We start from the raw sequence: 23442 nt of genomic DNA, 5'->3' as shown, positions 1-23442 counted from the left end.
CCTTGGAAAGAAGAGTAAGATGAAGAAGTCATATGAGATAGATATGTGCAGCGGGCCGCTTTGGGGGAAGCTTCTGCTGTTTTCCGTGCCGCTTATCTTATCAGGTATTCTGCAGCTTTTATTTAATGCTGCAGATATTGTGGTGGTGGGAAGGTTTTCAGGAAACCATGCGCTTGCAGCAGTGGGGTCTACCAGTTCCCTGATACAGCTTTTTGTCAATGTATTTATTGGATGCTCTATTGGGACAAATGTTTTAGTGGGGCGTTTTTATGGGGCAAAGGATGCTAAGAATGTCAGTGAGACTGTGCACACGTCCATTTTATTCAGTATTGTATGCGGTTGTATCCTTATTTTTCTGGGAGTGGCATTTGCAAGACCCATGCTGGAATGGATGGCAACACCCCCGGAAGTGTTGGGGCAGGCAGTGCTTTATATGAGGATTTTCTTTGTGGGTATGCCGGCTATGATGCTCTATAATTTTGGAGCGGCGGTGTTGAGAGCTACGGGAGATACCCAGAGGCCGCTGTATTATCTGCTGCTGGCTGGGGTTATCAATGTGGTGCTGAACCTGTTTTTTGTGATCGTGTGCGGACTGGGTGTGGCGGGGGTAGCGCTGGCTACGATCATTTCCCAGGCAGTGTCAGCACTTCTCGTACTGCGCTGTCTTATGCATACGGAGGGCATGTGCAGGCTGGAGCTGAAGAAGCTGAAATTGCACAGGGACAAGCTGAAGCACATTGTGCGCATTGGGCTTCCGGCCGGGATGCAGAGCGCCATATTTTCCATATCAAATGTACTGATCCAGTCATCCGTTAATTCATTCGGTGCCATTGCTATGGCCGGAAATACGGCGGCATCCAATCTGGAAGGGTTTGTTTATACTTCCATGAATGCCATCTATCAGGCGACTTTAAGTTTTACCAGCCAGAATATGGGGGCAGGGAATCAGAAGCGGATCGATCAGATCCTGTGGAGGTGCCTGGTGTTGGTGACGGTCATCGGTGGTATTTTCGGATGTCTTATGGTATTGTTTTCACCCCATTTGCTGGGGATCTATTCCTCGGATGCGGAGGTGATCGCATATGGGATACAGCGGCTTAAGATTATATGCCTTCCGTATTTTCTTTGCGGAATTATGGAGGTGCTGGTGGGGAGTCTGCGCGGCATGGGATATTCGGTTATGCCTATGCTGGTATCCCTGACCGGAGCCTGTGGACTTAGGATCGTATGGATCTTTACCGTATTTGCCTGGCAGCACAGCCTGTTTGTTTTGTATCTGTCGTATCCCATAACCTGGGTGATCACTGCGGCAGCACATCTGGTATGCTGGTGTAAGCTGCGGCAGATCATGAAAAAGCGTAAGTATTCAGTGCCGTAACAGATTGGTTGATTGCGGACATTTGGGAGGGCTGTGCATTTACTTTTCCTATTAGAATGATTGGCAGACAGGGAGAGTTTGCAGTTTAGAATGATCGGCAGACAGGCAGAGTTTGTAGTTTAGAATGTTTGGCAGACAGGCAGAGTTTGCAATTTAGAATGTTTGGCAGACAGGCAGAGTTTGCAGTTTAGAATGTTTGGCAGACAGGCAGAGTTTGCAGTTTAGAATGATTGGCAGACAGGCAGAGTTTACAGTTTAGAATGTTCGGCAGACAGGTAACGTGTTATGGTAAAGACAGTTTTAGATGGTTTTTGTCTGTAACAGCGAAGGTAAGGAACAATTATGGCGCGCCAATTGGGAATGCCAGAAAGGAGTGGTCAGTATGGGAAGGTTTAAGATTGAGATAGGTGATATTACAACGTATCGTGTGGATGCCATTGCTAATGCGGCAAACTGTTCCCTTTTAGGGGGCGGTGGTGTTGACGGGGCTATCCACAGAGCTGCGGGACCGGAACTTTTGGAGGAATGCAGAGGGCTTGGAGGATGTGAGACAGGTCAGGCAAAGATAACAAAAGGGTATGGGCTGCCTGCTGAATATGTGCTTCATACACCGGGGCCTGTCTGGAGCGGTGGGGCTTTTGGGGAGCCGGAATTGCTGAAAAATTGTTATGAAAACTGCATCCGGTTAGCGCATGAACATGGGTGCAAGACCGTGGCATTTCCGTCTATCAGTACGGGGATTTACGGTTATCCTCTGGATCAGGCTGCCCGTATTGCGGTAAAGACCATTCGGGAAGGACTGGAAAAGTATCCCGATATAGAAGAGATCATTATGGTATGTTTTAGTGAGAGAGTGGAAAAGGCTTATAAAAAAGCAGATAACTATTGAGTACGCTGGATAGTTACAAAAGAAGATGCGTTGTGGAGAAAATAGACAGATAAACAGGCATCATGGATTAGACAGGAAAGGAATCTTGAAGAAATGAAAAAATGGAAAAATCTTTTAGCCGGACTGGTGGTTCTGGCGCTTCTTATGACCGGATGCAGTGCAGTGGAGCAGGCAGCAGGGAGTGGGCAAACGTCAGAGAGCAGCCAGGCGGCAGGGAGCGGGCAAACGCCGGAGAGCAGCCAGGCAATGGACAGTGGGCAAACGTCAGAGAACAGCCGAGCAGCAGGAAGCGGGCAAACGTCAGAGAGTAGTCAGGCAGCAGAGAGCGGACAAACATCAGAAAGCAGTCAGGCGGCAGATGTTGTACAGACAGAAGGCGATGGCTCGGCGACGGGCAGTGGACAGCTGACGGTGCATTATCTGGATGTAGGGCAGGGGAACGCAGCGCTTTTGGAGTCTGACGGACACTATATGCTCATAGACGGTGGGAACCGGAAAGCGTCCTCCTTTGTTGTAAGCTATCTGAAACGGCAGAATGTGGAGGCGCTGGACTATATACTGATCTCCCATTTTGATGAGGACCATTTGGCAGGGGCTATCGGTGCGCTTTACCAGTTTCCTGCGGGGAAAGTCATAACGGCTGATTATGAGACAGATTCTTCCATTTATAAGTCTTATCTGGAAGCTATGGATAAACAGGGGTATCAGGAGATACACCCGTCACAGGGGGATGTATTTACCCTCGGAAGTGCTTCCGTACGAATCATCTCCCCGGTTGCCTACGGACATGAGGATGAGAATGAGGATTCCGTGGGAGTCATAGTGGAAAATGGGGATAACCGTATCTTTTTTGGAGGAGACATGGGGAAAACCGGTGAAAAAGAAGTGATGGAGTCCGGTGTGGATATTGGGGCAGATGTATTTTTGCTGAATCATCACGGTTCTTATCTGAGCAGTGGATTTCTGGAGCGTATTTCTCCATCCTGCGCGGTGATAAGCTGCGGAGACGGCAACAGTTACGGGCATCCCAGGCAGGATACCATAAAGCTGTTGGAGGACGCCGGGATTCCTGTATTCCGTACAGACAAGCAGGGGACAGTCATTCTCCACAGCGATGGAAAAACGATATCCTGGGAACAGGAGCCATGTAATGATTACTCGCCCGGCACAAGAACGGCGTCCGGTGATAAGGAGGAACCTTATGTGGAGGAAAATAACAGCGATGCGGAGCACTGTGACTATGTATTGAACACACATACGAAAAAAATCCACCTGCCTTCCTGCTCTTCTTTGAAGGGGATGAAGGAAGAAAATAAGGCTTATTATAAAGGCAGTAAAGACGAGCTTATGGATAACGGATATGAGGCATGCGGGAATTGTAAGCCATGAGCTTATAATAAATCAAAAAGGTACAAACGAAACAGTTAATATGATTGGATTTCGTAACTATTCAGTAGGTCTGCGCATTCACTGCGCTGACCGTAAGAAAGTGTACCACGGCCAAGCAAAAATCCCATCGCCAAAGGCAAGTTTGCATGGATTTTTGCCTGTAACTGTGAGGGTACTGAACAGTTATTGGATTTCTAAATAAAAGGGGGCAGTATTATGAAAGCATACCAGATGAAGATTGCAGTTAAGAATTCACATCCGCCCATATGGAGGCGGTTTGTCGTTCCGGCCGGACTGAGTTTTTCGCAGCTCAGTGTTGTCCTCAATGAGGTTATGGGGTGGTGCGGATATCACTTGTTTAAATTTGAATTTTACCATTTGAAGATAAGTCTTGAAGAGGAATTTGAGGATTTCATAGGTCTGGATGATATGGAGTATCTGAAGGCATCCGAAACACTCATAGATCCTTTTATGGAGCAGGAAGACTGGTTTACTTATGTGTACGATTTTGGAGATTACTGGGAGCATAGGGTGACTATTGAAAAGGTTATAGAGGACTATGCCTTTTCTTACCCTGTTGTTCTTAAGTATAAGGGAGAAACGCCATATGAGGACTGCGGAGGTATTTACGGATATTATGATCTTTTGGAGATTCTAAAGGATTCGTCCCATCCGGAGTTTGAGAATATGAAGAGCTGGACAGAGGAGCATTTTACCTCTGTTTATGATATGGGCGAAGTAAATAAATCGTTGAAACATATGGCTTTGAAGAAGAAAAAAAGCAGACCTATGCTTCAGAACGAGATCTACGAAGCGTTAATAGAGAAGGGCAGCGGCTTCAAAACGATTCAGTGTGTCAATAAGGGTGTAAATGATAATAAGGATGAAGCGTTGAGTGAAAAAATGATTTCTAAAATGGATGACATCCTTAAGGAGTATGAGACACAATATAAACAGTTAAAAGACGCGTGGGGAGCCGATTTGGCAAAGGGGACACTCAGGGATATTCTGGAGGATTACCGCAAGGATGATCTGCAGGAGATTTGTGAATTACATGGTCTTTCCGGTTATAGGAAATTTTTAAAGAAAGATTTAATAGATTTTGTATACGAAAAGCTTTTGTCAAAGGAGGTTATGTGCAGATGCCTCCTGTATATGAATGATACGGAATTGACCCTTATGGATAAAGGAAATACAGGTGTGGATGAATCCGATGATGTATGGAATCTTGTGGAGAGCGGATATGCTGGAGCAACCTACATAGAGGTGGTTTATGTTCCGGAAGATGTGAAGGACGCCTTCCGTAAAAATTGCGATGAGGAGTGGAAAAAGGAACGGAAAAGAGTGCAGGATATTTTGCATCATATCAACGCCTGTGTAGAACTGTATGGAATTTGTCCCCTGGAACGGATGATTTCCATGTATGAAAAGAATACTGGAAATATAATCTCAGAGGCAGAACTGCGGGAATTTTGTGGTCAAATCCCCGGATTTTTAAAGTATTTTGAAATCGTTGGGAACGAACTGGTTCAGGAACATTTGCTGGAAGCTGGCAGAATGCAGCATTTGAAAAGCATGCAGGGAATCAAGGCCTATTATACCCCAACAAGAGAAGAAATACAGACGCTCGGAGGTTACTTTTATGTGCCTTTTGACAGATATATGAATGAAATGGCAGATTTTTTTGAGGAGTTTTCAGTAGAGAAAGAGGAGGATGCCAGGGATATATGCAGGAACATTCAGCGCATAATTCGTATTGGCGGTCAGATTGGGGACATTATGAACTATCTGGAAAACGATTTGGTCATGATAGATGAGACAGTATTCCCACAGTTTGCAGAAATTCTGATGAGAGTCTGGAATCATACACGTATGCAAATGAACCGAGGGTATATGCCAGATGAAATGTCATGTCCTGAGTCTGTAAAGAAAGTAAAGGAGAAGGCAGCCGGGATGGGATTTCAGCCGCTGGGTGATACGCCCGGCGGGAAAGCGGATATTATTGATTTCCAGGAAGAACGCAGGAAAAAGATATATCCAAATGATACCTGTCCATGTGGTTCAGGGAAAAAGTATAAGCATTGCTGCGGTAAGAAAAAATAGAAGATAGAAACTGTTTCGTACCCTCACAGTTACAGGCACCCCCATGTATGGCTTGACGATGGGATTTCTGTTTGGCTGCCGAATGCCTTTTTATGGTCAGCGCAGTGCATGTGCAGACCGACTGAATAGTTACGGAATATATCCTTTCAGGGGTAGAAAAAAAGACAAGATGTGGAAGTGATTTCCGAAATCTTGTCTTTTTTTCTGGATTAATACATGGTTTAATCTTCCACTAAAATAGCGTTCGGATAGATTTGTTCCATGCGTTCATCGGTAAAATTCTTATCCAGAAAACGGGTGACAGCATTGTCATTATCAGATTTATTGGAGTGACGCTCTGTGTATCGGTTCAGTGCAAGGCCTGACATGATCATGTTAAATATCATGAACAGGATCATAAGCCATGTTATGGGGATTCCGGCTCTCTTGGGGATTTTTTCAATCAGCGAAGACAGCAGCGGGTAAAGGCATTTCAGCCAGATGACTGCGGCAATGCCCCAGAAAAAGCAGTATAACAGGTTGATCCTGCCTCCCAGATTAAAAGGAATATTGCTGTAATCCCAGAACACGGTGCCAAAAACCAACTCTGTAAACACACTGCATATGTATTCATAAGCGCCGCCTAATATGGTACCGAAGATAAAGATATAGCTGTCACTGCGGCTGCGGTATTGATATAGAATAGCGGTCAGCAGGACACAGCCCAGGCCCCATACGATGCTGAAAGGTCCATAGACAACACTGCTGCGGCTCATGAGTTTTCCGGTAGTTGCAAGGCAGAAAACAGTCTCGGTGATATCTCCCAGGAAGGCTCCGAGGAAAAACAGGCAGACCAGCTTATAGAACGAACAGCCCACAGCAAATACACCGGCACGCTCTCTGGCTGCCTCCATCTGCCGTTCCTTTTCCTGTCTGGCAGCCAGTAATTCTTTCGCTTCCAGGCTGGGATAAGCCTTAGCCATATGCTTCTGTACCCATCCGGTCAGGCCTTCACCCATCATATCTGCGGCCTTTTGCAGGTTTTCGGATACATCTTCAATAATGGAGAGCTTTCGCAGTCTGGAGTGCACGGCTTTGATGGCCATAACCGTTCCTGCCAAGTCGAGACAGAGGACAACGTAAAGGATGATCAGTATTATGGTTCCCAGATTGGAAGGAATCAAAGCAAGCAGTTCTTTCAGGGAAGGGTTGATAAAGGAAATACATATTACGGCTGAGAGTCCCCATACAATGGTGTAGGGAAGGTTGACATAACCTCCAAACTGAAATCTTTTTCGTGAGTAATCCCACCATTTCCGATGGAATATCTTTTCCAGAACAAAGCCTGTTGAAAATGTGATAACAGATGAAAGGATCACACCGCCCAGAAAAAGAAAAAACAGGTGATTTCTAAGCTCCGGCAGAAATACGGCAAAAGCCACTGCGCCGAAACCATAAGCCGGACAATAAGGGCCAAATAAAAAACCCACATCAATAAACCGATGCTCCCTGACAGCCGCAACCGATGTGCCGATCGTCCAGCCGATGAAAGAATAGAGTAAGAAAAACCATAGAAGTTGATAAAGTGTGTAGTTCAAGTTATGCCTCCTTTGGGGTGGTGTTGCTTTTTATATACAATATACGTGGGGGTGGGAGATGTCAAGTGTATAGGGGGGAGATTTTCTGGTGCGAAATGACAGTGCACATGAATTTGCCGGGGGATTCGCACTTGATATGCGGTTAAAGGTAGAAGGGAATTTGGGAGAAATGGGATGAATCAGTGGAAATTAATTGTAAATGTGAGGGTAATGTGGTATTATATACAAAAAATAGTGAGAGTGTTTATGCATTTTTGCTGTCGCTGCCTTCGCGGTAGCGTAGATTGAAATTATATATTTACTCATTTTCCGATTTTGTTGCAATGTCGCTGCCTTCGCGGTAGCGTAGATTGAAATGTACGTCTGGCCAAACACAGATGCCTCACACTCCGTCGCTGCCTTCGCGGTAGCGTAGATTGAAATCTTCCTACATGTTCCGTTTTCCCATTGTTGACATAGTCGCTGCCTTCGCGGTAGCGTAGATTGAAATAGTGTATGTGAGTTTATAGTGGGCGATTATGAGAGTCGCTGCCTTCGCGGTAGCGTAGATTGAAATTAATGTGGCTAAGACACTGGAGAACAAACAGCTCCGTCGCTGCCTTCGCGGTAGCGTAGATTGAAATTTATTGCAACATACTCCTCAGTTCTAGGTCTCCCGTCGCTGCCTTCGCGGTAGCGTAGATTGAAATATCCTGGTTGCGACATTGACTTGCAAGGGTACAAGTCGCTGCCTTCGCGGTAGCGTAGATTGAAATAGCACCCTTTAAGCCTGCAAGCTGTGCCGATGTAGTCGCTGCCTTCGCGGTAGCGTAGATTGAAATGATAATGTCCGTATACCAACGCAAGAGGAGATTAGTCGCTGCCTTCGCGGTAGCGTAGATTGAAATCCTTTAAGCAAATACAGGTCATCATAATTACCTGTCGCTGCCTTCGCGGTAGCGTAGATTGAAATGTGTTAAATACCACTTGCAATAGCTCTCCTTCGTGTCGCTGCCTTCGCGGTAGCGTAGATTGAAATCATATTTGTACTGAAGATTTTTATATAATTCATTCGTCGCTGCCTTCGCGGTAGCGTAGATTGAAATCCATGCTGGTGGCAAACTGGCGCCGGGCCAGTCCGTCGCTGCCTTCGCGGTAGCGTAGATTGAAATTCAAATTCCCTATAACATGCCTCGCACCCCAGCGTGTCGCTGCCTTCACGGTAGCGTAGATTGAAATTTGTGTAATCTCTTCATCATTCTCATTTACTACTGTCGCTGCCTTCCGGTAGCGTAGATTGAAATAACATCATTTTGAAATGAGACTATGCAAATCTTTGTCGCTGCCTTCGCGGTAGCGTAGATTGAAATACCCTGGGGGCCGGGCAATTATCGCCTACTTTGTGTCGCTGCCTTCGCGGTAGCGTGTATTGAAATTTTTTACGGTCCACATTTGCATCACATGATAGAGTCGCTGCCTTTGCGGTAGCGTAAGTTAATTGAATTAAAACTGATATCCAGATGGCAATAGCAATCGTCGCCTGCCATCCTACAGCCATGTATGATCAAATATCCTACACTACATTAAGTAATAATTTGCATTGACATACAACCAAATTTCCCGGCATACATTGTAAAAACAACGTTTCCGGGAGATTTTTCCTTGAAAAGTTATATAGAAGAACGTGCTATATCCATAGCCAACTACATCATTGAAAACAACGCAACCGTCCGCCAGACCGCCAGGGAGTTCAAGGTGAGCAAAAGTACGGTCCACAAGGACGTTACAGAGCGTCTGCTGCAGCTTAATCCTTCGCTGGCTAAATGCGCCCGAAAGGTTCTTGACGTGAACAAGCAGGAGCGTCATATCCGCGGCGGGATGGCTACCAGGGAAAAATATCTGCACAAGGTGCAAAAATAACAAAAGAGACTCTTGTTTTGAAAAAAATATGGGCGTATAATTGTTCCTATCAAAATACAAAAGTTTATTGTGAGGGGAAGACAAATGAATCGATTCTTTTCAAATGCGGATTTGCGGAAGCTGATCATACCGCTGATTATCGACCAGTTTCTGCAGGCGTTTGTAGGACTTGCCGATTCTATTATGGTGGCCAGCGTGGGCGAGGCTGCCGTCTCAGGTGTATCATTGATCGATACGGTTATGGTATTGATCATCAACATTTTTACAGCACTGGCTACAGGAGGAGCCGTTATCGCAGGACAGTTCATCGGGAAAAAGAAAGCTGAGAATGCCTGCCAAGCAACCAACCAACTGCTGTCCTTTACCCTGAAAGCATCTTGTATCATTATGGTGCTTGGATATCTTGGGAAGAATCTTATTATCAATGGTGTATTTGGAAAGATTGAAGCAGACGTTATGTACAACTGCAATGTTTATCTGTTGATCGTATTTGCGTCTGTACCCATGATCGCCTTATACAATGCAGGCGCGTCTATTTTCCGCGCAATGGGGAACTCAACTATTGCCATGAAGACGTCCCTGCTTATGAATGCCATCAATCTGGGAGGAAATGCGCTGCTCATCTACGGCTTTCACAGAGGCGTGGAGGGTGTTGCGATTCCTACGCTTGTATCCAGAGGTGTGGCCTGCGTAGTAATGTTGTGTCTTTTAAATAATCAGAGCAGAATTCTGCATATCCACCATCCGTTTTCGTTTAAAACAGACTGGATGCTTCTGAAGAAAATACTGTATATCGGCATACCAAACGGCTTGGAAAACAGTATGTTCCAGCTTGGAAAAATCCTGGTGCTCAGTATTGTCACCGGATTTGGAACTGCATCCATTGCAGCGAATGCTGTGTCAAACAATGTGGCAACATTTGCGGTCCTGCCGGGAATGTCCATTGGATTTGCACTGCTGACAGTGGGGGCTCAGTGTGTTGGGGCAAATGATTTTGAACAGGTACATTATTATACGAAGAAACTGATGAAGGTTGCCTATGTTTCCCTGATAGGGATAAACATATTGTTAATGCTTGTTATGCCTTTCATCATCAGAGCCTATGGGTTATCAGCAGAGGCCAGTAATTACGCTTATAAAATTTTGATATACCATTCCATATGTGTGGTGACCATATGGCCATTGTCGTTTTCACTTCCGAATACTCTGCGTGCAGCAGCTGATGTACGTTTTACCATGCTCCTTGCCATTGTTTCCATGTGGATTTTCCGCATTGGATTCTCGGTACTGCTGGGAGTGAAACTGCATTGGGGCGTATTTGGCGTGTGGGTAGCCATGACCATTGATTGGCTGTTCCGCGCTGTTTGTTTTACGGTCCGCTACATAAGAGGGAAATGGCAGCACCAGTCACTTGTCTGATCAGAGTATACATCTGCCGGAGATATATTTCTCATGGGCAGTGTAATATATGAAAATACAAAAGGAGAAAGTATTGATGAAACAGGATATGATTGTTATTCTTGACCTGGGGAGCACAGAGAACACTGTACTTGCAAGAGAAATCCGGGATATGGGTGTGTACAGTGAGATTTATCCCCACGATATTACCAAAGAAGAGCTGGAAAAGCTCCCGAATGTAAAAGGAATCATCATTAACGGCGGACCGAACCATATGGTTGACGGTGTCCGCATTGATGTTAGACAGGAAATTTACCAGGCAGGCAGCCCTGTAATGGCAATTGACCATGAGCCGGCATCCTGCAGTGAGAAATACCAGGGCCTGTGCGGAGCGCAGAGAGCAGAGGTCCTCAAAAAGTTTGTATTTGAAACATGCAATGCGGAAGCAAACTGGAATATGAAAAACTTTGTTGCAGACCAGATTGAGATCGTCAGGGAGCAGGTTGGAGATAAAAAGGTTCTTCTGGCTTTATCCGGTGGAGTGGACAGCTCGGTTGTCGCAGCACTTTTGATCAAAGCCATTGGCAAACAGCTTACCTGTGTGCATGTGAATCATGGACTCATGCGCAAAGGTGAATCCGAAAGTGTAGTGGAAGTGTTTAAAGACCAGATGGATGCAAATCTGGTTTATGTGGATGCTTCAGAGCGTTTCCTGACAAAGCTGGAAAATGTGGATGATCCGGAGCAGAAGCGAAAAATAATCGGTGCGGAATTTATCCGTGTCTTTGAGGAAGAGGCAAGAAAACTGGAAGGGATTGAGTTCCTGGGACAGGGAACCATTTATCCTGACATTGTGGAAAGCGGGACAAAAACAGCCAAAATGGTGAAATCCCATCATAATGTGGGCGGCCTGCCTGAGGATTTACAGTTTAAACTGGTGGAACCTCTGAAACAGTTATTTAAAGATGAGGTACGTGCCTGTGGGATTGAGCTTGGGCTTCCGGAAGAAATGGTGTACAGACAGCCGTTCCCGGGACCGGGGCTTGGCGTTCGGTGCCTGGGTGCAATTACCAGGGAGCGTCTTGAGGCAGTGCGCGAATCAGATGCGATTTTGCGTGAGGAATTCAAGAATGCAGGTCTGGATAAAACAGTATGGCAGTATTTCACCGTTGTTCCGGATTTCAAATCAGTCGGTGTACGTGACAATGCCAGAAGCTTTGAATATCCAGTGATCATCCGTGCAGTCAATACAGTGGATGCCATGACCGCAACGATTGAGCAGGTTGACTGGAAGGTACTTCTTAAAATTACTGACCGTATAATGAAAGAAGTCAAAAACGTGAACCGTGTCTGCTATGATATGAGTCCAAAGCCAAACGCTACGATTGAATGGGAATAACCCGAAATGTTGAGGCAAAAAGTGCGGATATTTGTGGTTAATGTATTGCATTAAAATTTAAAACGAAAGAGAAATGTAGGTAAAATATGAACAGTAAGATGTTTCAAGAACCAAAAGCGCCTGTGAAACTTCCAGTCACAGAAGATGTAGTTTCTGTTCTGGAAGATGCAAAAATATCTGAGGAAGAAATTACAGGCTGCTGTTTTAAGGGAGTGTTTATCACTAAGTTTGATGGAAAACTGCTTCGCTTCAAAAAAATGGCTTTTGAAAACTGTAAGTTTATAAGCTGTTTCTTCGATGAAGCCAGTTTTACTGATGTACGTTTTAAGAACTGCGACTTTTCCAACACTAGCCTCACGGATGTGTATTTTAAAAGATGTTCCTTTCAGTCCTGCAAGGCTGTCGGAGCTGATTTTTACGGTAGTCTTATGCGTCATGTGTCCTTTCTGGAATGTAATCTTTCTGACATGAATCTGGATGCGTCCAGAATGAGCTATGTCAAGATCAAAGACACGAATCTGGAAGAGTCAAGCCTGAGTAAATGCGGGCTGGATAATCTGGACTTACATCAGGTAAAACTTGCCGGCGCAAGCTTTTTCAAAACTGCGCTTAAAGGTGTGGATATGTCTGACTGTGATATGGACAGGATCATCATATCTGATGGCAAGGAAGAACTGCGGGGTGTAGTGCTCAACATGACACAGGCCATTGTCTGTGCAAAACGGATGGGTATTGTGATCAAGGAATTAGAGACTGAAAATTAAATATAAAAATTAGCATTGACTAATGGGCCTGCTCTGGCATAAAATAACATAAACTTCTTTGCACTGCATTTAAATTACAGTACAAACTGAGCAGGCACGGATGCTGGGCATCCGTATAGCCGGGTCACTTTTAGTGACAGCAGATGAGCATAGGGCATCTGTGGGACAGTAGATTACTTTATTGTTCCACAGGTGCTTTTTAAAATGGTTGGAAACAGCCCGGGTATTAAGAAGCGGCAGAGGAAGTTATGCAGTATAAAGAATCAATACCGGGGAGGATTTAAAATGGAACAGGTAAGAAAAGAATTTGTAACAGACGAAAAGGCAAAGAAGATTGCACTTCACGTATCCGGAGTCAGTGTGGCCGGCAATGTGGTGTTGTCACTATTTAAGCTGCTTGCGGGTATTATAGGGCATTCAGGGGCTATGATTTCTGATGCGGTACATTCCGCTTCCGATGTGTTTGGCACTATCATTGCCGTGCTGGGAATCAGCATCTCGAAAAGAAAATCGGATGCGAACCATCAGTATGGGCATGACAGGCTGGAGTGTGTGGCAGCTATTGTGCTGGCTGTGATTTTGCTGGCAACAGGGCTTGGTATCGGAATCAGCGGTTTGGAGAAGATCATAAAAGGGAACAGCAGCAGTGCGGTGGTTCCGGGAGTGATCGCACTTGTGGCAGCTGTTGTTTCTATTGTATTTAAGGAATGGATGTATTGGTACACCAGGTCAGCAGCTAAAAAGATCAATTCGGGAGCGCTCATGGCTGAAGCATGGCATCACCGTTCGGATGCCCTCTCATCGGTCGGTGCATTTGCCGGTATTTTGGGGGCCAGATTGGGTTATCCTATTTTAGACCCTATCGCCAGTGTGATCATCTGTTTATTTATCGGAAAAGCGGCTTATGATATATTCAAGGATGCTATAGACAAGATGGTGGATAAATCCTGTGATGACGAGACGCTGGAGCAGATGCGCGGTATTATTTCGGAGCAGGCAGGTGTGTTAAATATTGATATGCTGCACACCAGGCTGTTTGGTGCAAAAATGTATGTGGATATTGAAATCTCCGCGGACGGAACCCTTTCTCTGGAGGAAGGGCATGAGATTGCACAGAAGGTGCATGATGCCATTGAAAAGGAGTTTCCGCTGGTAAAACACTGCATGGTTCATGTAAATCCCGTTTGACACACTCTAAGTAAGGTTTACTAAGAATGGGGCTTTGCAGGGACGATTTTTGTCAGATATTCTGTTTTTAGAATATGGAAAGGAAATTTTCTTGTAAATTGAAGCGGGATATTTTATAATAAAATCTGATTTTGAGGAATGCGAAAGAACAGGAGGGCACTTTTTTGAAGAGAGAAACCGTAATTGTACTTGATTTTGGCGGCCAGTATAACCAGTTAATAGCAAGACGTGTTCGGGAATGCAATGTATATTGTGAGATATATTCTTACAAAACAGATATTGAAAAAATAAAAGAAATCCAGCCTAAGGGAATTATTTTTACAGGTGGTCCTAACAGTGTGTATCTGGAGGATTCCCCCACATATACAAAAGAAATCTTTGAGCTGGGAATTCCGGTTCTGGGAATCTGCTATGGTGCGCAGCTTATGATGCACTTGTTGGGTGGTCAGGTAGGCACAGCGCCTGTCAGGGAATATGGAAAGATTGAAGTTACGGTGGAACAGTCTTCCAAAATGTTTGAGAATGTGTCCGAGAAGACAATTTGCTGGATGAGTCATAATGACTATATTGCAAAAGAAGCACCTGGATTTGAGATTATTGCCCATACCTCTGATTGTCCGGTTGCAGCGGTGCAGAATCCGGGTAAGAATCTGTATGCTGTCCAGTTCCATCCGGAAGTGCTGCATACGCAGGAAGGCAAGAAGATGCTTTCCAATTTCGTATATAATGTGTGTGAATGTTCCGGAGACTGGAAGATGGACTCCTTTGTGGAGGAGAGTATTAAAGCGATCCAGGAGAAAGTCGGAGAAGGTAAAGTGTTGTGTGCGCTTTCCGGCGGTGTGGATTCCTCTGTGGCGGCTGTTATGCTGTCAAAGGCGGTAGGGAACCAGCTTACCTGTGTGTTTGTGGATCATGGACTTTTAAGGAAGAATGAAGGGGATGAGGTTGAGGCTGTATTCGGACCGGCGGGTCCTTATAATCTGAACTTTATCAGAGTGAATGCACAGGAACGGTTTTATGAGAAGTTAAAGGGCGTGGAAGAGCCGGAAGAGAAACGGAAGATTATCGGCGAAGAGTTTATCCGGGTGTTTGAGGAAGAAGCTAAGAAAATCGGAACCGTTGACTTTTTGGTACAGGGAACTATTTATCCTGACGTTGTGGAGAGCGGCGTGGGCGGAGAGTCTACGGTGATCAAATCACATCATAATGTGGGTGGTCTGCCGGATTATGTTGATTTTAAGGAGATTATTGAGCCGCTTCGTGATCTGTTTAAAGATGAGGTGCGTAAGGCCGGTCTTGAACTGGGAATTCCGGATTATCTGGTGTTCCGTCAGCCGTTCCCGGGTCCTGGACTTGGGATCAGGATCATCGGGGAAGTCACTGCGGAAAAGGTGGAGATGGTGCAGGAGGCTGATGCTATCTGGCGCGAGGAGATTGCCAATGCAGGGCTGGATAAGGAGATAGGTCAGTATTTTGCGGCCTTGACGAATATGAGGTCTGTGGGGGTTATGGGGGATGAGAGAACCTATGACTATGCAGTGGCGCTGCGGGCGGTTACTACTACGGACTTTATGACGGCTGAGAGCGCGGAGGTGCCTTGGGATGTGATTGGGAAGGTGACTAGTAGGATTGTGAATGAGGTGAAGCGTATTAATCGGGTTATGTATGATTGTACGGGGAAACCGCCGGCTACGATTGAGTTTGAATAGTAAAGTAAGCCCTGGAAATGGCGTATTTGCGCCGTTTCTGGGGCTTTTATGATTGGTGTGATACCTTTTTGATACCTATATTTGATCTTCGCTAAATCGATGAGGATCAGATGATATTTCTGAAGTTATATTTTCAACCAAATTACTAACTGACTCAAAGAAATTTAAAACATCTGTTTTGCTGAAGGATTGACCAGAATCATGTGATAATTCATTGGCAGTATCAATAATATTTTGTGGTATTTCAAAAAAATTCTTAACCTTTTTCTTTAACTCACCCAGATTTATATGCCCATATTTTTGCTCGATTTCAATAGATATCTCTTTCCATACACAATAGTGTTTTAGAGAAAATTCCATAATCCGTCTAATAGTATTTCCTTTTGCAAAAAGTTCATCCGTATCAGTTTCTGAAACATTAATAAGCTTGGAATATGTATTATCTAAACGTTCTTTTATTTCTAGTAGGGTTTCACGCAACATTATTAGTTTAGCATCTACTGAACTGGGGGTACAATGCTCTTTGGGCTGTATAATACAGGAATAATAAGGAAGATTACCAACGATACCACTATGCTTTATTAAATCCTTTCCATCACCCTCAAAGAAAATATATTCTGTATATAGCTTTTCGGTATTAATTTCTTTACTTATAAGAGTATTGTTTTTAAGCAGTTGTTTTTCTAATTTACGAGGATTCGTCAGGGTTGATTGCAGGAGCATAAATAAATGATCTTTGTTACGTACGAATTTTATTTTAGCAATATCCATATAAACATACTCATATGAATAACAACCAAATATTTGCCAAATCATAAATTCATCGTCATTTATCGTTTTATCTAGGTAGCGTTTTCGGGTATCATTCATATCTATCCATAAAATTTTGGTGAAAAGGTTATCAGTTTCAATAGCCTTTATATCATCAAAGTTAATCCCAGAATAATGATCCAGTATAACCTTACCTTTACTTTTTGCTACTATTTTACATAGAAATTCATTTATAAGATTTTTATCAGATATTTCAGAGGGACAATCATAATTTGACCAAATATCTAGAAAAAGCTGTTCGCTTAATTCGTATTCATAATCCATTATAACTACTCCTTAGGTTTTTCCATCTTTTTGGGTCTTTGTTATCATCACAAGTGCTTGGCCAATTTAATTTCCATTCTAAATACTCATCATTGGTAATTTCTTTAGCCTTCAATTCTTCTTTTCTCTTCAACCACTCTCTCATAAAATCATTAACAATTCCATAGTCAAAATATATCCCCACAGGTGCATGAGCAGGCCAATCATTATTATCGTTATAGCGCACAGCCCTATCATCAGAGGCATTGGTCTTTCCGGGATTTCTCTCCAACTGAAAAAGATTAATCATCCCCCGGTTTTCTTCATCCATCCAGAAGAACGTAAACATAATGTCTTCCGCACAACCAGGAGTTGACCCAGTAAAGTTTATCACATTCACATCTAATGCATCTGCAAGATGCGCAAGCATGTCCTTTTTAGGAACTCTGTAATTAGTTTCATATTGAGCAATTCTATTATCAGCACTCTTCGCATCCAATCCAATCTTTAAACCTAACTCCTTTTGAGTAAGCCCACGGAAGTTACGAATATGCTTGATCTTATCACCAATAGTCATATATTATCACCGCCTTTTCACCCATTATATACCATGATTTAAATATAGTAAATAAAAACTTTAACAAATTTGCGAATAAAACACTTGACATTAACAAATGAGTTAATGCATAATTCAAATCAACATTAACAAAAATGTTAAAACCGAATGAGCTGTATTACACATCACCAGACTTTGTCATAACTCTAATAGGACGAGCGAAGATAGACACTCCTGCAAATGGTGGGAATCTCGAAAAGGAGCAATCCCAAATCATAAAAGTGATTGAGGTCAGTTGAAATGCTGGCAGTGTGTGATATGAATGGAAGCCAATATTAATAAAGACGAAAGGGGGTAGGTAGATGGGGAAAGGTTTATTTGTAACAGCAAGTGAAGTAGCAGAAGAACTAGGTGTATCAAAACCTTTTGCATATAAGCTAGTGAAGCAGATGAATGAAGAACTGGATCAGCAGGGATTTATTACAATTGCCGGCAGAGTTAGCAGAAGTTATTTTCAAGAGAAAATATACGGCATGAAAAAAGCAAATTAAGAAAGGGTGAGTTTATGGCAGCATACAAAGATGAAGCACGTGGAACATGGTATGTATCTTTCCACTATACTGATTGGATTGGAAAGGATCGCAGGAAAGTGAAGCGTGGGTTTAAAACCAAACGAGAAGCGGTAGAATGGGAAAACCATTTTAAGATGAAAGACAGTTCCAATCTGGATATGACCTTTACAGAATTTCTTGAGGTCTATACAGAGGATATGCAACCGAAGTTAAAACGAAATACCTGGCTGACAAAAGCGCATATAGTAAGGACAAAGATACTGCCATACTTTAAAGATCAGAAAATGTGTGATATCCGTCCAAGAGATATTATCCGTTGGCAAAATAAAATGCTTGAAGGTAAGAATAAGCAGGGAAAGAAGTATGCTCCAACGTATTTAAAGACATTACAGTCAGAGTTGAGTGCATTGTTTAATCATGCAGTAAGATTTTATGAACTAAAGAGCAATCCAGTAGTAAAAGCCGGGCCATTAGTAAAAGGCAAAGCAGAGGAAATGTCATTCTGGATGAAAGACGAGTATTTAAAGTTTGCCAAAGTTATCAGCGATAAGCCTTATTCATATTATGCTTTTCAAATATCATATTGGTGTGGTTTGAGGATAGGTGAACTGTTAGCACTGACACCGCAGGATATTGATTTTAAGAACAAGGTAATCAAGATAAACAAATCCTATCAAAGAATTGAGGGGAAGGACGTCATTACCGATCCAAAGACACCAAAGAGCAAACGAAATGTCAGTATGCCGGATTTTCTATGTGAGCAATTGCAGGATTATATAGGTAGATTATACGGTATTATGCCAACAGATCGGATATTTCATATGACTAAGAGTTATATGCATCATGAGATGACCAGAGGGGCGCAAGCAGCGGGAATACAGCGGATAAGAGTTCATGATCTAAGGCATTCGCATGTATCACTGCTTATCAGCATGGGTTTTTCAGCCGTATCTATCGGTAATCGGGTGGGACATGAAAGTGTTGATATCACTTACCGATATGCGCATATGTTTCCAACGGAGCAGATTCAGATGGCATCAAGGCTAAATGAGCAATTTAAGGAGGACGTTTAATTATGAGCGGTACACACAAATATCCGACAATAAGTTTTAGGATTTCACCAAGACAACGGCAGGAAATTGAAGCGAAGATATTAGCAAGCGGACTACAGAAAAAAGACTACTTTGTCCGTTCTTGCATCTATAACAAAGTCTGTGTTGTGGGGATGAAGGAAACCGTATATGTATTAGTGGAAAAAATGGCAGATATGCAACGGTCTTCAAAAGAAATGAAACAGCAAATTATAACCGGGGTTTCTGATGGATTACCAGAAGATATCCAAGAGGTGAAAGAGCAATATATTGATATGTTGAAAGCAATTCTATGGATGCTTGACGGTGCTAAATACCTCTGGAAAGAAAATGCCCCGGAGGATTAATCCGAAGCATTTTAGATAACAAAAGCAAGAGCCTTTGTCACCTTATCTCGCAAATATAGTGTATCAAAGGCTCTAATATAAAGCAACGAAAAATGTTGGAGAGTGTTATTAACTTGTGATAATGTCTCCTTAAGAATCACTTGAGATTTTGTCTCTTTTTGATAAACTATAAAAGTTATGAAAGAAGGTAAAATTACATTGTCACAAGAACAACTAAAAACATTTACTGTCATCAATCGTTTCATCGACAAGTCTATTTCCAGACAACAGGCAGCTTCACTTCTTGGCCTTTCTACCCGCCAGATTACACGTTTAAAGAAAGGGGTCCTTACTTCTGGCGCTGAATCACTGATTCATAAAAATACTGGTAGAAAGCCTGCTCACGCTGTTACAGATGAAACGAAGGAAGCTGTCCTTAAGATTTATTCCCGCCCGGAATTGTCTAGGGCCAACTTCCTCCATTTCAAAGACATACTGCTCGCAGATTTTGGAATCGCTCTTTCCTATTCTGCACTTTCCAGTATACTAAAAAATGCAGGTTTTGAAAGCCCCAAAAAGAAAAAAATCCGTCACCGGACACACCGGCGGACGCGAAAACCACACCCCGGCCAGCTCATCCAGATAGATGCTACTCCCTATGAATGGTTTGGCGGAAACACGAAATACGCCCTCCATGGGGCAATTGATGATGCCACGGGCAATTGCGTCGCTCTTTTCCGCACACAGACCGAATGCCTTTATGGCTACCTCGAGACGATGCGCCAATGCTGTGTGGACTTTGGTGTCCCTCAAACCATTTACTCAGACAACCACACCATTTTCCGTTCCCCAAAAACAGGAAAGCTCACCATGGATGAACTGATCGCCGGAAAGACGGTCCACCTGACCCAGTTTGGACGTTCCATGCATGAACTGGGAATAGACCTGATTTTTGCGAAGACGCCACAGGCCAAGGGGCGCATTGAACGTTTATGGGTAACCTTACAGAGCCGTCTCCCCGTCGAATTCGCTAAGCGTGGAATCACCACCGTAGCAGATGCCAAACGCTTCTTGGAAGAAGAATACAAAGAGCTGTTCAATCAGAGGTTTTCCGTTGAGCCAGAAGCAGAATCTATCTTCGTTCCTCTGGCAGAAGGAATGGATATTGATACCATTCTCTGTGTGAAGCATAAAAGGAAGACCGATGCAGCTGGAACCTTTTCGTTCAAAAACCGATGTTTCCAGATCTTAGACGAAGGATTTCCGATTATTAATGCGAGAAGGGAGATCGAGGTGCTCCTCAATCCCCGGTATGGGATTCGCATTGCTTATGGAGGGCGCATATACGAAACCATACGGTATCTAAAGCCACAAAACAAGAATGCCAGCATAAAAGTGTCCAAAAAGGTGGTCAAAACCGTAGAACCCCATTTACAACTACGCCATAGCAGCGATGAATGGAAAGCCATCTGGTGGATGGAAGATTACAACCTGTCGCTAAAATTTTTATATGAACTATTCTTTGAGAAACAGCAGTCTGCTTCGTAAAAGGGCAAAAGCCCTTTTACAGAAGTGACATTTTCTCAAGTGAAACTGAACAATAAAAAGTGACATTTTCAAAAGTTATTGACACGAAAAATGTTGGAGAGGAGCAGTGATATGGAAGAAATAATAAAGCAGCAGGTTAATCAACCTGTCAAAATACTAAGTATGGATACGATCCAAAGTCAAGCAGTACAATGGCTTTGGTATCCATATATACCTTATGGAAAAATTACGATTGTACAAGGCGATCCCGGCGAGGGCAAGACAACGCTGGTACTCAATCTGGCAGCACGGGAATCACTTTGATGAAGAAAGTGCCACAGGAAGCCCGCTATCTGTTATTTATCAGACCGCAGAGGACGGATTGGCAGATACGGTAAAGCCAAGGTTGGAAGAAGCAGGAGCTGATTGCAGTAGAATATTGGTGATTGATGATAGCGAGAAATCCCTCACGATGGATGATGAACGATTGGAAAAGGCAATTGTACAGACGGGGGCTAAACTTCTAATTCTTGAGCCAATACAGGCATATTTGGGGAACGGTGTTGATATGAACCGGGCTAATGAAGCCAGGGATATGACAAAGAAGCTGGGGCAGCTTGCGGATCGTACCGGCTGTGCTATAGTTTTGATTGGTCACATGAATAAAGCAGGAGGATTAAAGGCAGAGCGAAATACACCCAGCGCACAAATCTTCGATTTATGCTTCGGTATATTTCGCCCTGCCGGGAGCTTTGTCGTCCGATAACGGACATGGGTTCATAAGCGGTGCCTGATAGCACCATTCACATTTTAAAGAGTGTCAGTTAAGAAATAGGAGGTGGTATATGGCAAGACATTCATTTATTCAGATACAAAAACTGTCAGATGTAGCCGGGCGAATTGATTATATTTCAAGTCATGAGCGACAAGAGAATCTATATGCGACTTATCAAACTGCTACTACAGTGTTCTGGAAAGCACTGGCTAATGAGAGCCAGCAGGAGTTTCATAAAAGTGGATCAAAAGGAAAATGTATTGAAGCACGTGAGCTGATTATTGCGTTACCAGAGCAGTATTTAGAATATGATCCACAAGAGGTTTTAAAACGTTTTACAAATAATTTTAAGAGCAGGCATAAAGTTGAGTGTGTAGCAGCTTTGCATCATAACAAGAAAATGACCAATTATCATATTCATCTAATATTCAGTGAACGACAGTTGTTAGAAAATCCAGAAATAAAGAGGGCATCTCGGAATATGTTTTATAATGAATCTGGCAAGCGTGTCAGGACGAAGAAAGAAATATTAGATGAAGCTGGTGCAGTAAAATCCGGGTGTTATATTGTGCCGAAGGGAGAGGTATACGAGCAACAGTTATTTACTGCCAAGAATGATTATTTTAAAGATAAAGGGTTTTTACGAGAGGAAAAGCGGATATATACAGAATTGATTAATCAATGTATAGATGATCCGGCGAAGAAACTACCGGTCTTTCGCAGCGGTGGTCTTTACCTTCCGACTAAAAAGATTGGCAAGAATAATCCGAGAAAAGCAGAAATAGCAGCGGATAATGAGACAAGGCAGGAATGGAATCACTCAGTAGATCGAGCTTTAATAGCTGGAGTAGCGGAAACGGAAATAGGTAAGGTAAAAGAAATGGAAATAACGCTAAAGGTTAAAGATTCGATTAAACAGTATGGCAATAGACCGGGCTTGTTTCGGAGAATTGTAGATATGGCTATATTACAAATAAAAACGCTGATTGATAGATGGACGGCACCGCCGAAACCTGTTTTATCCGTTGACCTGGCAGAGTTCAGGAGTATGCAGCACATTATGAGCCAGTTAAGGGAAAGAGCAAGTTCAATCAAACAAATTGAGAATCGGATATTGCCCGACTTAGAATATCAGCTTAAAAATGCAAAAGGTTTCTTTAAGGGAAAAGAGCGTAAAAATATTCAAAATAAGATTTCTGAGACAAAGGAGCGGTTAGTAAATATCAATCAATCTCTATCAATCATCGTTAGGGGAGCTGGATTTTCTGACGTTCAGGACTTCATGAGAATTTATAGCAAGATGGAAAATGAGGTGAAACGCTACAAAGCAGCATTAGAACGCTATCAAAAGCATGGTGACGAAAAGGAGCCAGATAAAGAGAGCATACATGAAAAACTTCAGAAGATGAAAGCGGAAAGCCAGCACATAAATAGAGGTATTAAAAAACAGAGGAATTACACGAGGGGCGAGGTAGTAGTGACAGATACAGAAAAGAAAGTGATGGTTATGTTATGTAATAAACTTATGCAATATGCTGATTTTGGCGAGGATAAAGAAGTTGAGCTCTTGGTGGACTGGGTGTTAACTCAACATGCCATTAAAGAGAACAATAATAAAATCCGTGGCTTGATGGGAGAATATAGTAAAGGCGAAAATGACAGGAGAAAAAATATTAAGGACGCATTGGAGCGAGGAAAAGTGATATGTAATGAGCGAAACAAAATATATGAAGAGCAGCAAGAGTTAAAGCATAAGCATTGGCAGGCAGAGCAGGAATTATTTAAAAGATAGTAACGAAAAAAGACAATCACAGGTATGTACCTTGTG

At 43.2% G+C, this 23442-nt stretch carries 18 protein-coding genes, 1 pseudogene, 1 CRISPR repeat array and 1 riboswitch; of the genes and pseudogenes, 16 read left to right on the top strand and 3 right to left on the bottom strand.

The window, feature by feature from the left end; all coding sequences use genetic code 11:
* Positions 1-19: 19 nt before the first annotated feature.
* The 4 genes from C6P39_RS07120 (at position 20) to C6P39_RS07105 (ending at position 5759) form a co-directional block, all read left to right on the top strand.
* A complete protein-coding gene (locus tag C6P39_RS07120; RefSeq protein ID WP_095176178.1) occupies positions 20-1378 on the top strand; it encodes an MATE family efflux transporter in 1359 nt (452 codons plus the stop codon).
* Positions 1379-1760: 382 nt separating this feature from the next.
* Positions 1761-2267 (top strand): O-acetyl-ADP-ribose deacetylase, encoded by a 507-nt coding sequence (locus tag C6P39_RS07115; RefSeq protein ID WP_095176177.1) that lies wholly within the window; start codon positions 1761-1763, stop codon positions 2265-2267.
* Positions 2268-2360: 93 nt separating this feature from the next.
* Positions 2361-3656 carry a ComEC/Rec2 family competence protein gene (locus C6P39_RS07110; RefSeq protein ID WP_104803286.1) on the top strand — a complete coding sequence of 432 codons (1296 nt, stop codon included), beginning with the start codon at positions 2361-2363 and terminating at the stop codon, positions 3654-3656.
* A gap of 216 nt (positions 3657-3872) precedes the next feature.
* Positions 3873-5759 carry a plasmid pRiA4b ORF-3 family protein gene (locus tag C6P39_RS07105; protein ID WP_104805876.1) on the top strand — a complete coding sequence of 629 codons (1887 nt, stop codon included), beginning with the start codon at positions 3873-3875 and terminating at the stop codon, positions 5757-5759.
* 221 nt (positions 5760-5980) lie between these two features.
* Here C6P39_RS07105 and C6P39_RS07100 read toward each other — a convergent pair whose 3' ends face one another.
* Positions 5981-7336, bottom strand: a complete 1356-nt coding sequence (locus C6P39_RS07100; RefSeq protein ID WP_104803285.1) for a putative ABC transporter permease — start codon at positions 7334-7336, stop codon at positions 5981-5983.
* 259 nt (positions 7337-7595) lie between these two features.
* Positions 7596-8554: a CRISPR direct-repeat array (repeat unit 32 nt; unit sequence GTCGCTGCCTTCGCGGTAGCGTAGATTGAAAT).
* A gap of 423 nt (positions 8555-8977) precedes the next feature.
* On the opposite strand from C6P39_RS07100, the gene spoIIID reads away from it, so the two are divergent.
* The 6 genes from spoIIID (at position 8978) to guaA (C6P39_RS07070) (ending at position 15693) form a co-directional block, all read left to right on the top strand.
* Positions 8978-9235 carry a sporulation transcriptional regulator SpoIIID gene (spoIIID, locus tag C6P39_RS07095; RefSeq protein WP_065544272.1) on the top strand — a complete coding sequence of 86 codons (258 nt, stop codon included), beginning with the start codon at positions 8978-8980 and terminating at the stop codon, positions 9233-9235.
* Between the two features lie 84 nt (positions 9236-9319).
* Positions 9320-10654: an MATE family efflux transporter gene (locus tag C6P39_RS07090; RefSeq protein ID WP_104803284.1), complete on the top strand. Its 1335-nt coding sequence runs from the start codon at positions 9320-9322 to the stop codon at positions 10652-10654.
* A 76-nt stretch (positions 10655-10730) separates the two neighbouring features.
* Positions 10731-12032: a glutamine-hydrolyzing GMP synthase gene (gene guaA / locus C6P39_RS07085; protein ID WP_104803283.1), complete on the top strand. Its 1302-nt coding sequence runs from the start codon at positions 10731-10733 to the stop codon at positions 12030-12032.
* An 86-nt stretch (positions 12033-12118) separates the two neighbouring features.
* A complete protein-coding gene (locus C6P39_RS07080) occupies positions 12119-12796 on the top strand; it encodes a pentapeptide repeat-containing protein (RefSeq protein WP_095176172.1) in 678 nt (225 codons plus the stop codon).
* Positions 12797-12872: 76 nt separating this feature from the next.
* A riboswitch (NiCo riboswitch) is annotated at positions 12873-12967 on the top strand.
* A gap of 114 nt (positions 12968-13081) precedes the next feature.
* Positions 13082-13984, top strand: a complete 903-nt coding sequence (locus tag C6P39_RS07075) for a cation diffusion facilitator family transporter (protein ID WP_095176171.1) — start codon at positions 13082-13084, stop codon at positions 13982-13984.
* A 164-nt stretch (positions 13985-14148) separates the two neighbouring features.
* Entirely contained in the window at positions 14149-15693 is a 1545-nt protein-coding gene (gene guaA, locus C6P39_RS07070; RefSeq protein ID WP_104803282.1) for a glutamine-hydrolyzing GMP synthase, read from the top strand.
* Between the two features lie 75 nt (positions 15694-15768).
* Here the strand turns inward: guaA (C6P39_RS07070) and C6P39_RS07065 are convergent, their stop codons facing one another.
* Both C6P39_RS07065 and C6P39_RS07060 read right to left on the bottom strand, forming a co-directional pair.
* The gene (locus C6P39_RS07065; RefSeq protein ID WP_104803281.1) at positions 15769-16788 is read right to left on the bottom strand and encodes a hypothetical protein; all 1020 of its coding nucleotides are present in this window, start codon (positions 16786-16788) and stop codon (positions 15769-15771) included.
* A complete protein-coding gene (locus C6P39_RS07060; RefSeq protein ID WP_104803280.1) occupies positions 16778-17344 on the bottom strand; it encodes a helix-turn-helix domain-containing protein in 567 nt (188 codons plus the stop codon). Before C6P39_RS07060 ends, C6P39_RS07065 begins: the two co-directional genes overlap by 11 nt.
* 341 nt (positions 17345-17685) lie before the next feature.
* On the opposite strand from C6P39_RS07060, the gene C6P39_RS07055 reads away from it, so the two are divergent.
* The 6 genes and pseudogenes from C6P39_RS07055 (at position 17686) to C6P39_RS07030 (ending at position 23406) form a co-directional block, all read left to right on the top strand.
* A complete protein-coding gene (locus C6P39_RS07055) occupies positions 17686-17874 on the top strand; it encodes a MerR family transcriptional regulator (RefSeq protein WP_104803279.1) in 189 nt (62 codons plus the stop codon).
* A 14-nt stretch (positions 17875-17888) separates the two neighbouring features.
* Positions 17889-18968: a site-specific integrase gene (locus C6P39_RS07050; protein WP_104803278.1), complete on the top strand. Its 1080-nt coding sequence runs from the start codon at positions 17889-17891 to the stop codon at positions 18966-18968.
* A 2-nt stretch (positions 18969-18970) separates the two neighbouring features.
* Positions 18971-19333, top strand: a complete 363-nt coding sequence (locus tag C6P39_RS07045) for a plasmid mobilization protein (protein WP_104803277.1) — start codon at positions 18971-18973, stop codon at positions 19331-19333.
* A gap of 177 nt (positions 19334-19510) precedes the next feature.
* Complete coding sequence (locus C6P39_RS07040; protein WP_104803276.1) at positions 19511-20860, top strand: ISNCY family transposase; 1350 nt, start codon at positions 19511-19513, stop codon at positions 20858-20860.
* 111 nt (positions 20861-20971) lie between these two features.
* Positions 20972-21524 (top strand): annotated as a pseudogene (locus tag C6P39_RS07035) (AAA family ATPase); the annotation flags it as partial.
* Positions 21525-21684: 160 nt separating this feature from the next.
* The gene (locus C6P39_RS07030; protein WP_242986973.1) at positions 21685-23406 is read left to right on the top strand and encodes a MobA/MobL family protein; all 1722 of its coding nucleotides are present in this window, start codon (positions 21685-21687) and stop codon (positions 23404-23406) included.
* Positions 23407-23442: the final 36 nt, after the last annotated feature.

This window comes from Blautia marasmi (genome assembly GCF_900258535.1).
In the GTDB taxonomy this organism is placed as follows: domain Bacteria; phylum Bacillota; class Clostridia; order Lachnospirales; family Lachnospiraceae; genus Blautia; species Blautia hominis.
The sequence above is the reverse complement of the archived record's forward strand: the minus strand, read 5'-3'. Positions and strand labels throughout refer to the sequence as shown.

What these genes read in the sequence shown, in the direction of transcription:
- C6P39_RS07120 (WP_095176178.1), top strand. Translation starts at nt 20, where the DNA reads ATGAAGAAGTCATATGAGATAGATATGTGCAGCGGGCCGCTTTGGGGG.
- C6P39_RS07115 (WP_095176177.1), top strand. Translation starts at nt 1,761, where the DNA reads ATGGGAAGGTTTAAGATTGAGATAGGTGATATTACAACGTATCGTGTG.
- C6P39_RS07110 (WP_104803286.1), top strand. Translation starts at nt 2,361, where the DNA reads ATGAAAAAATGGAAAAATCTTTTAGCCGGACTGGTGGTTCTGGCGCTT.
- C6P39_RS07105 (WP_104805876.1), top strand. Translation starts at nt 3,873, where the DNA reads ATGAAAGCATACCAGATGAAGATTGCAGTTAAGAATTCACATCCGCCC.
- C6P39_RS07090 (WP_104803284.1), top strand. Translation starts at nt 9,320, where the DNA reads ATGAATCGATTCTTTTCAAATGCGGATTTGCGGAAGCTGATCATACCG.
- guaA (WP_104803283.1), top strand. Translation starts at nt 10,731, where the DNA reads ATGAAACAGGATATGATTGTTATTCTTGACCTGGGGAGCACAGAGAAC.
- C6P39_RS07080 (WP_095176172.1), top strand. Translation starts at nt 12,119, where the DNA reads ATGAACAGTAAGATGTTTCAAGAACCAAAAGCGCCTGTGAAACTTCCA.
- C6P39_RS07075 (WP_095176171.1), top strand. Translation starts at nt 13,082, where the DNA reads ATGGAACAGGTAAGAAAAGAATTTGTAACAGACGAAAAGGCAAAGAAG.
- C6P39_RS07065 (WP_104803281.1), bottom strand. Translation starts at nt 16,788, where the DNA reads ATGGATTATGAATACGAATTAAGCGAACAGCTTTTTCTAGATATTTGG.
- C6P39_RS07060 (WP_104803280.1), bottom strand. Translation starts at nt 17,344, where the DNA reads ATGACTATTGGTGATAAGATCAAGCATATTCGTAACTTCCGTGGGCTT.
- C6P39_RS07055 (WP_104803279.1), top strand. Translation starts at nt 17,686, where the DNA reads ATGGGGAAAGGTTTATTTGTAACAGCAAGTGAAGTAGCAGAAGAACTA.
- C6P39_RS07050 (WP_104803278.1), top strand. Translation starts at nt 17,889, where the DNA reads ATGGCAGCATACAAAGATGAAGCACGTGGAACATGGTATGTATCTTTC.
- C6P39_RS07045 (WP_104803277.1), top strand. Translation starts at nt 18,971, where the DNA reads ATGAGCGGTACACACAAATATCCGACAATAAGTTTTAGGATTTCACCA.
- C6P39_RS07040 (WP_104803276.1), top strand. Translation starts at nt 19,511, where the DNA reads ATGAAAGAAGGTAAAATTACATTGTCACAAGAACAACTAAAAACATTT.
- C6P39_RS07030 (WP_242986973.1), top strand. Translation starts at nt 21,685, where the DNA reads ATGGCAAGACATTCATTTATTCAGATACAAAAACTGTCAGATGTAGCC.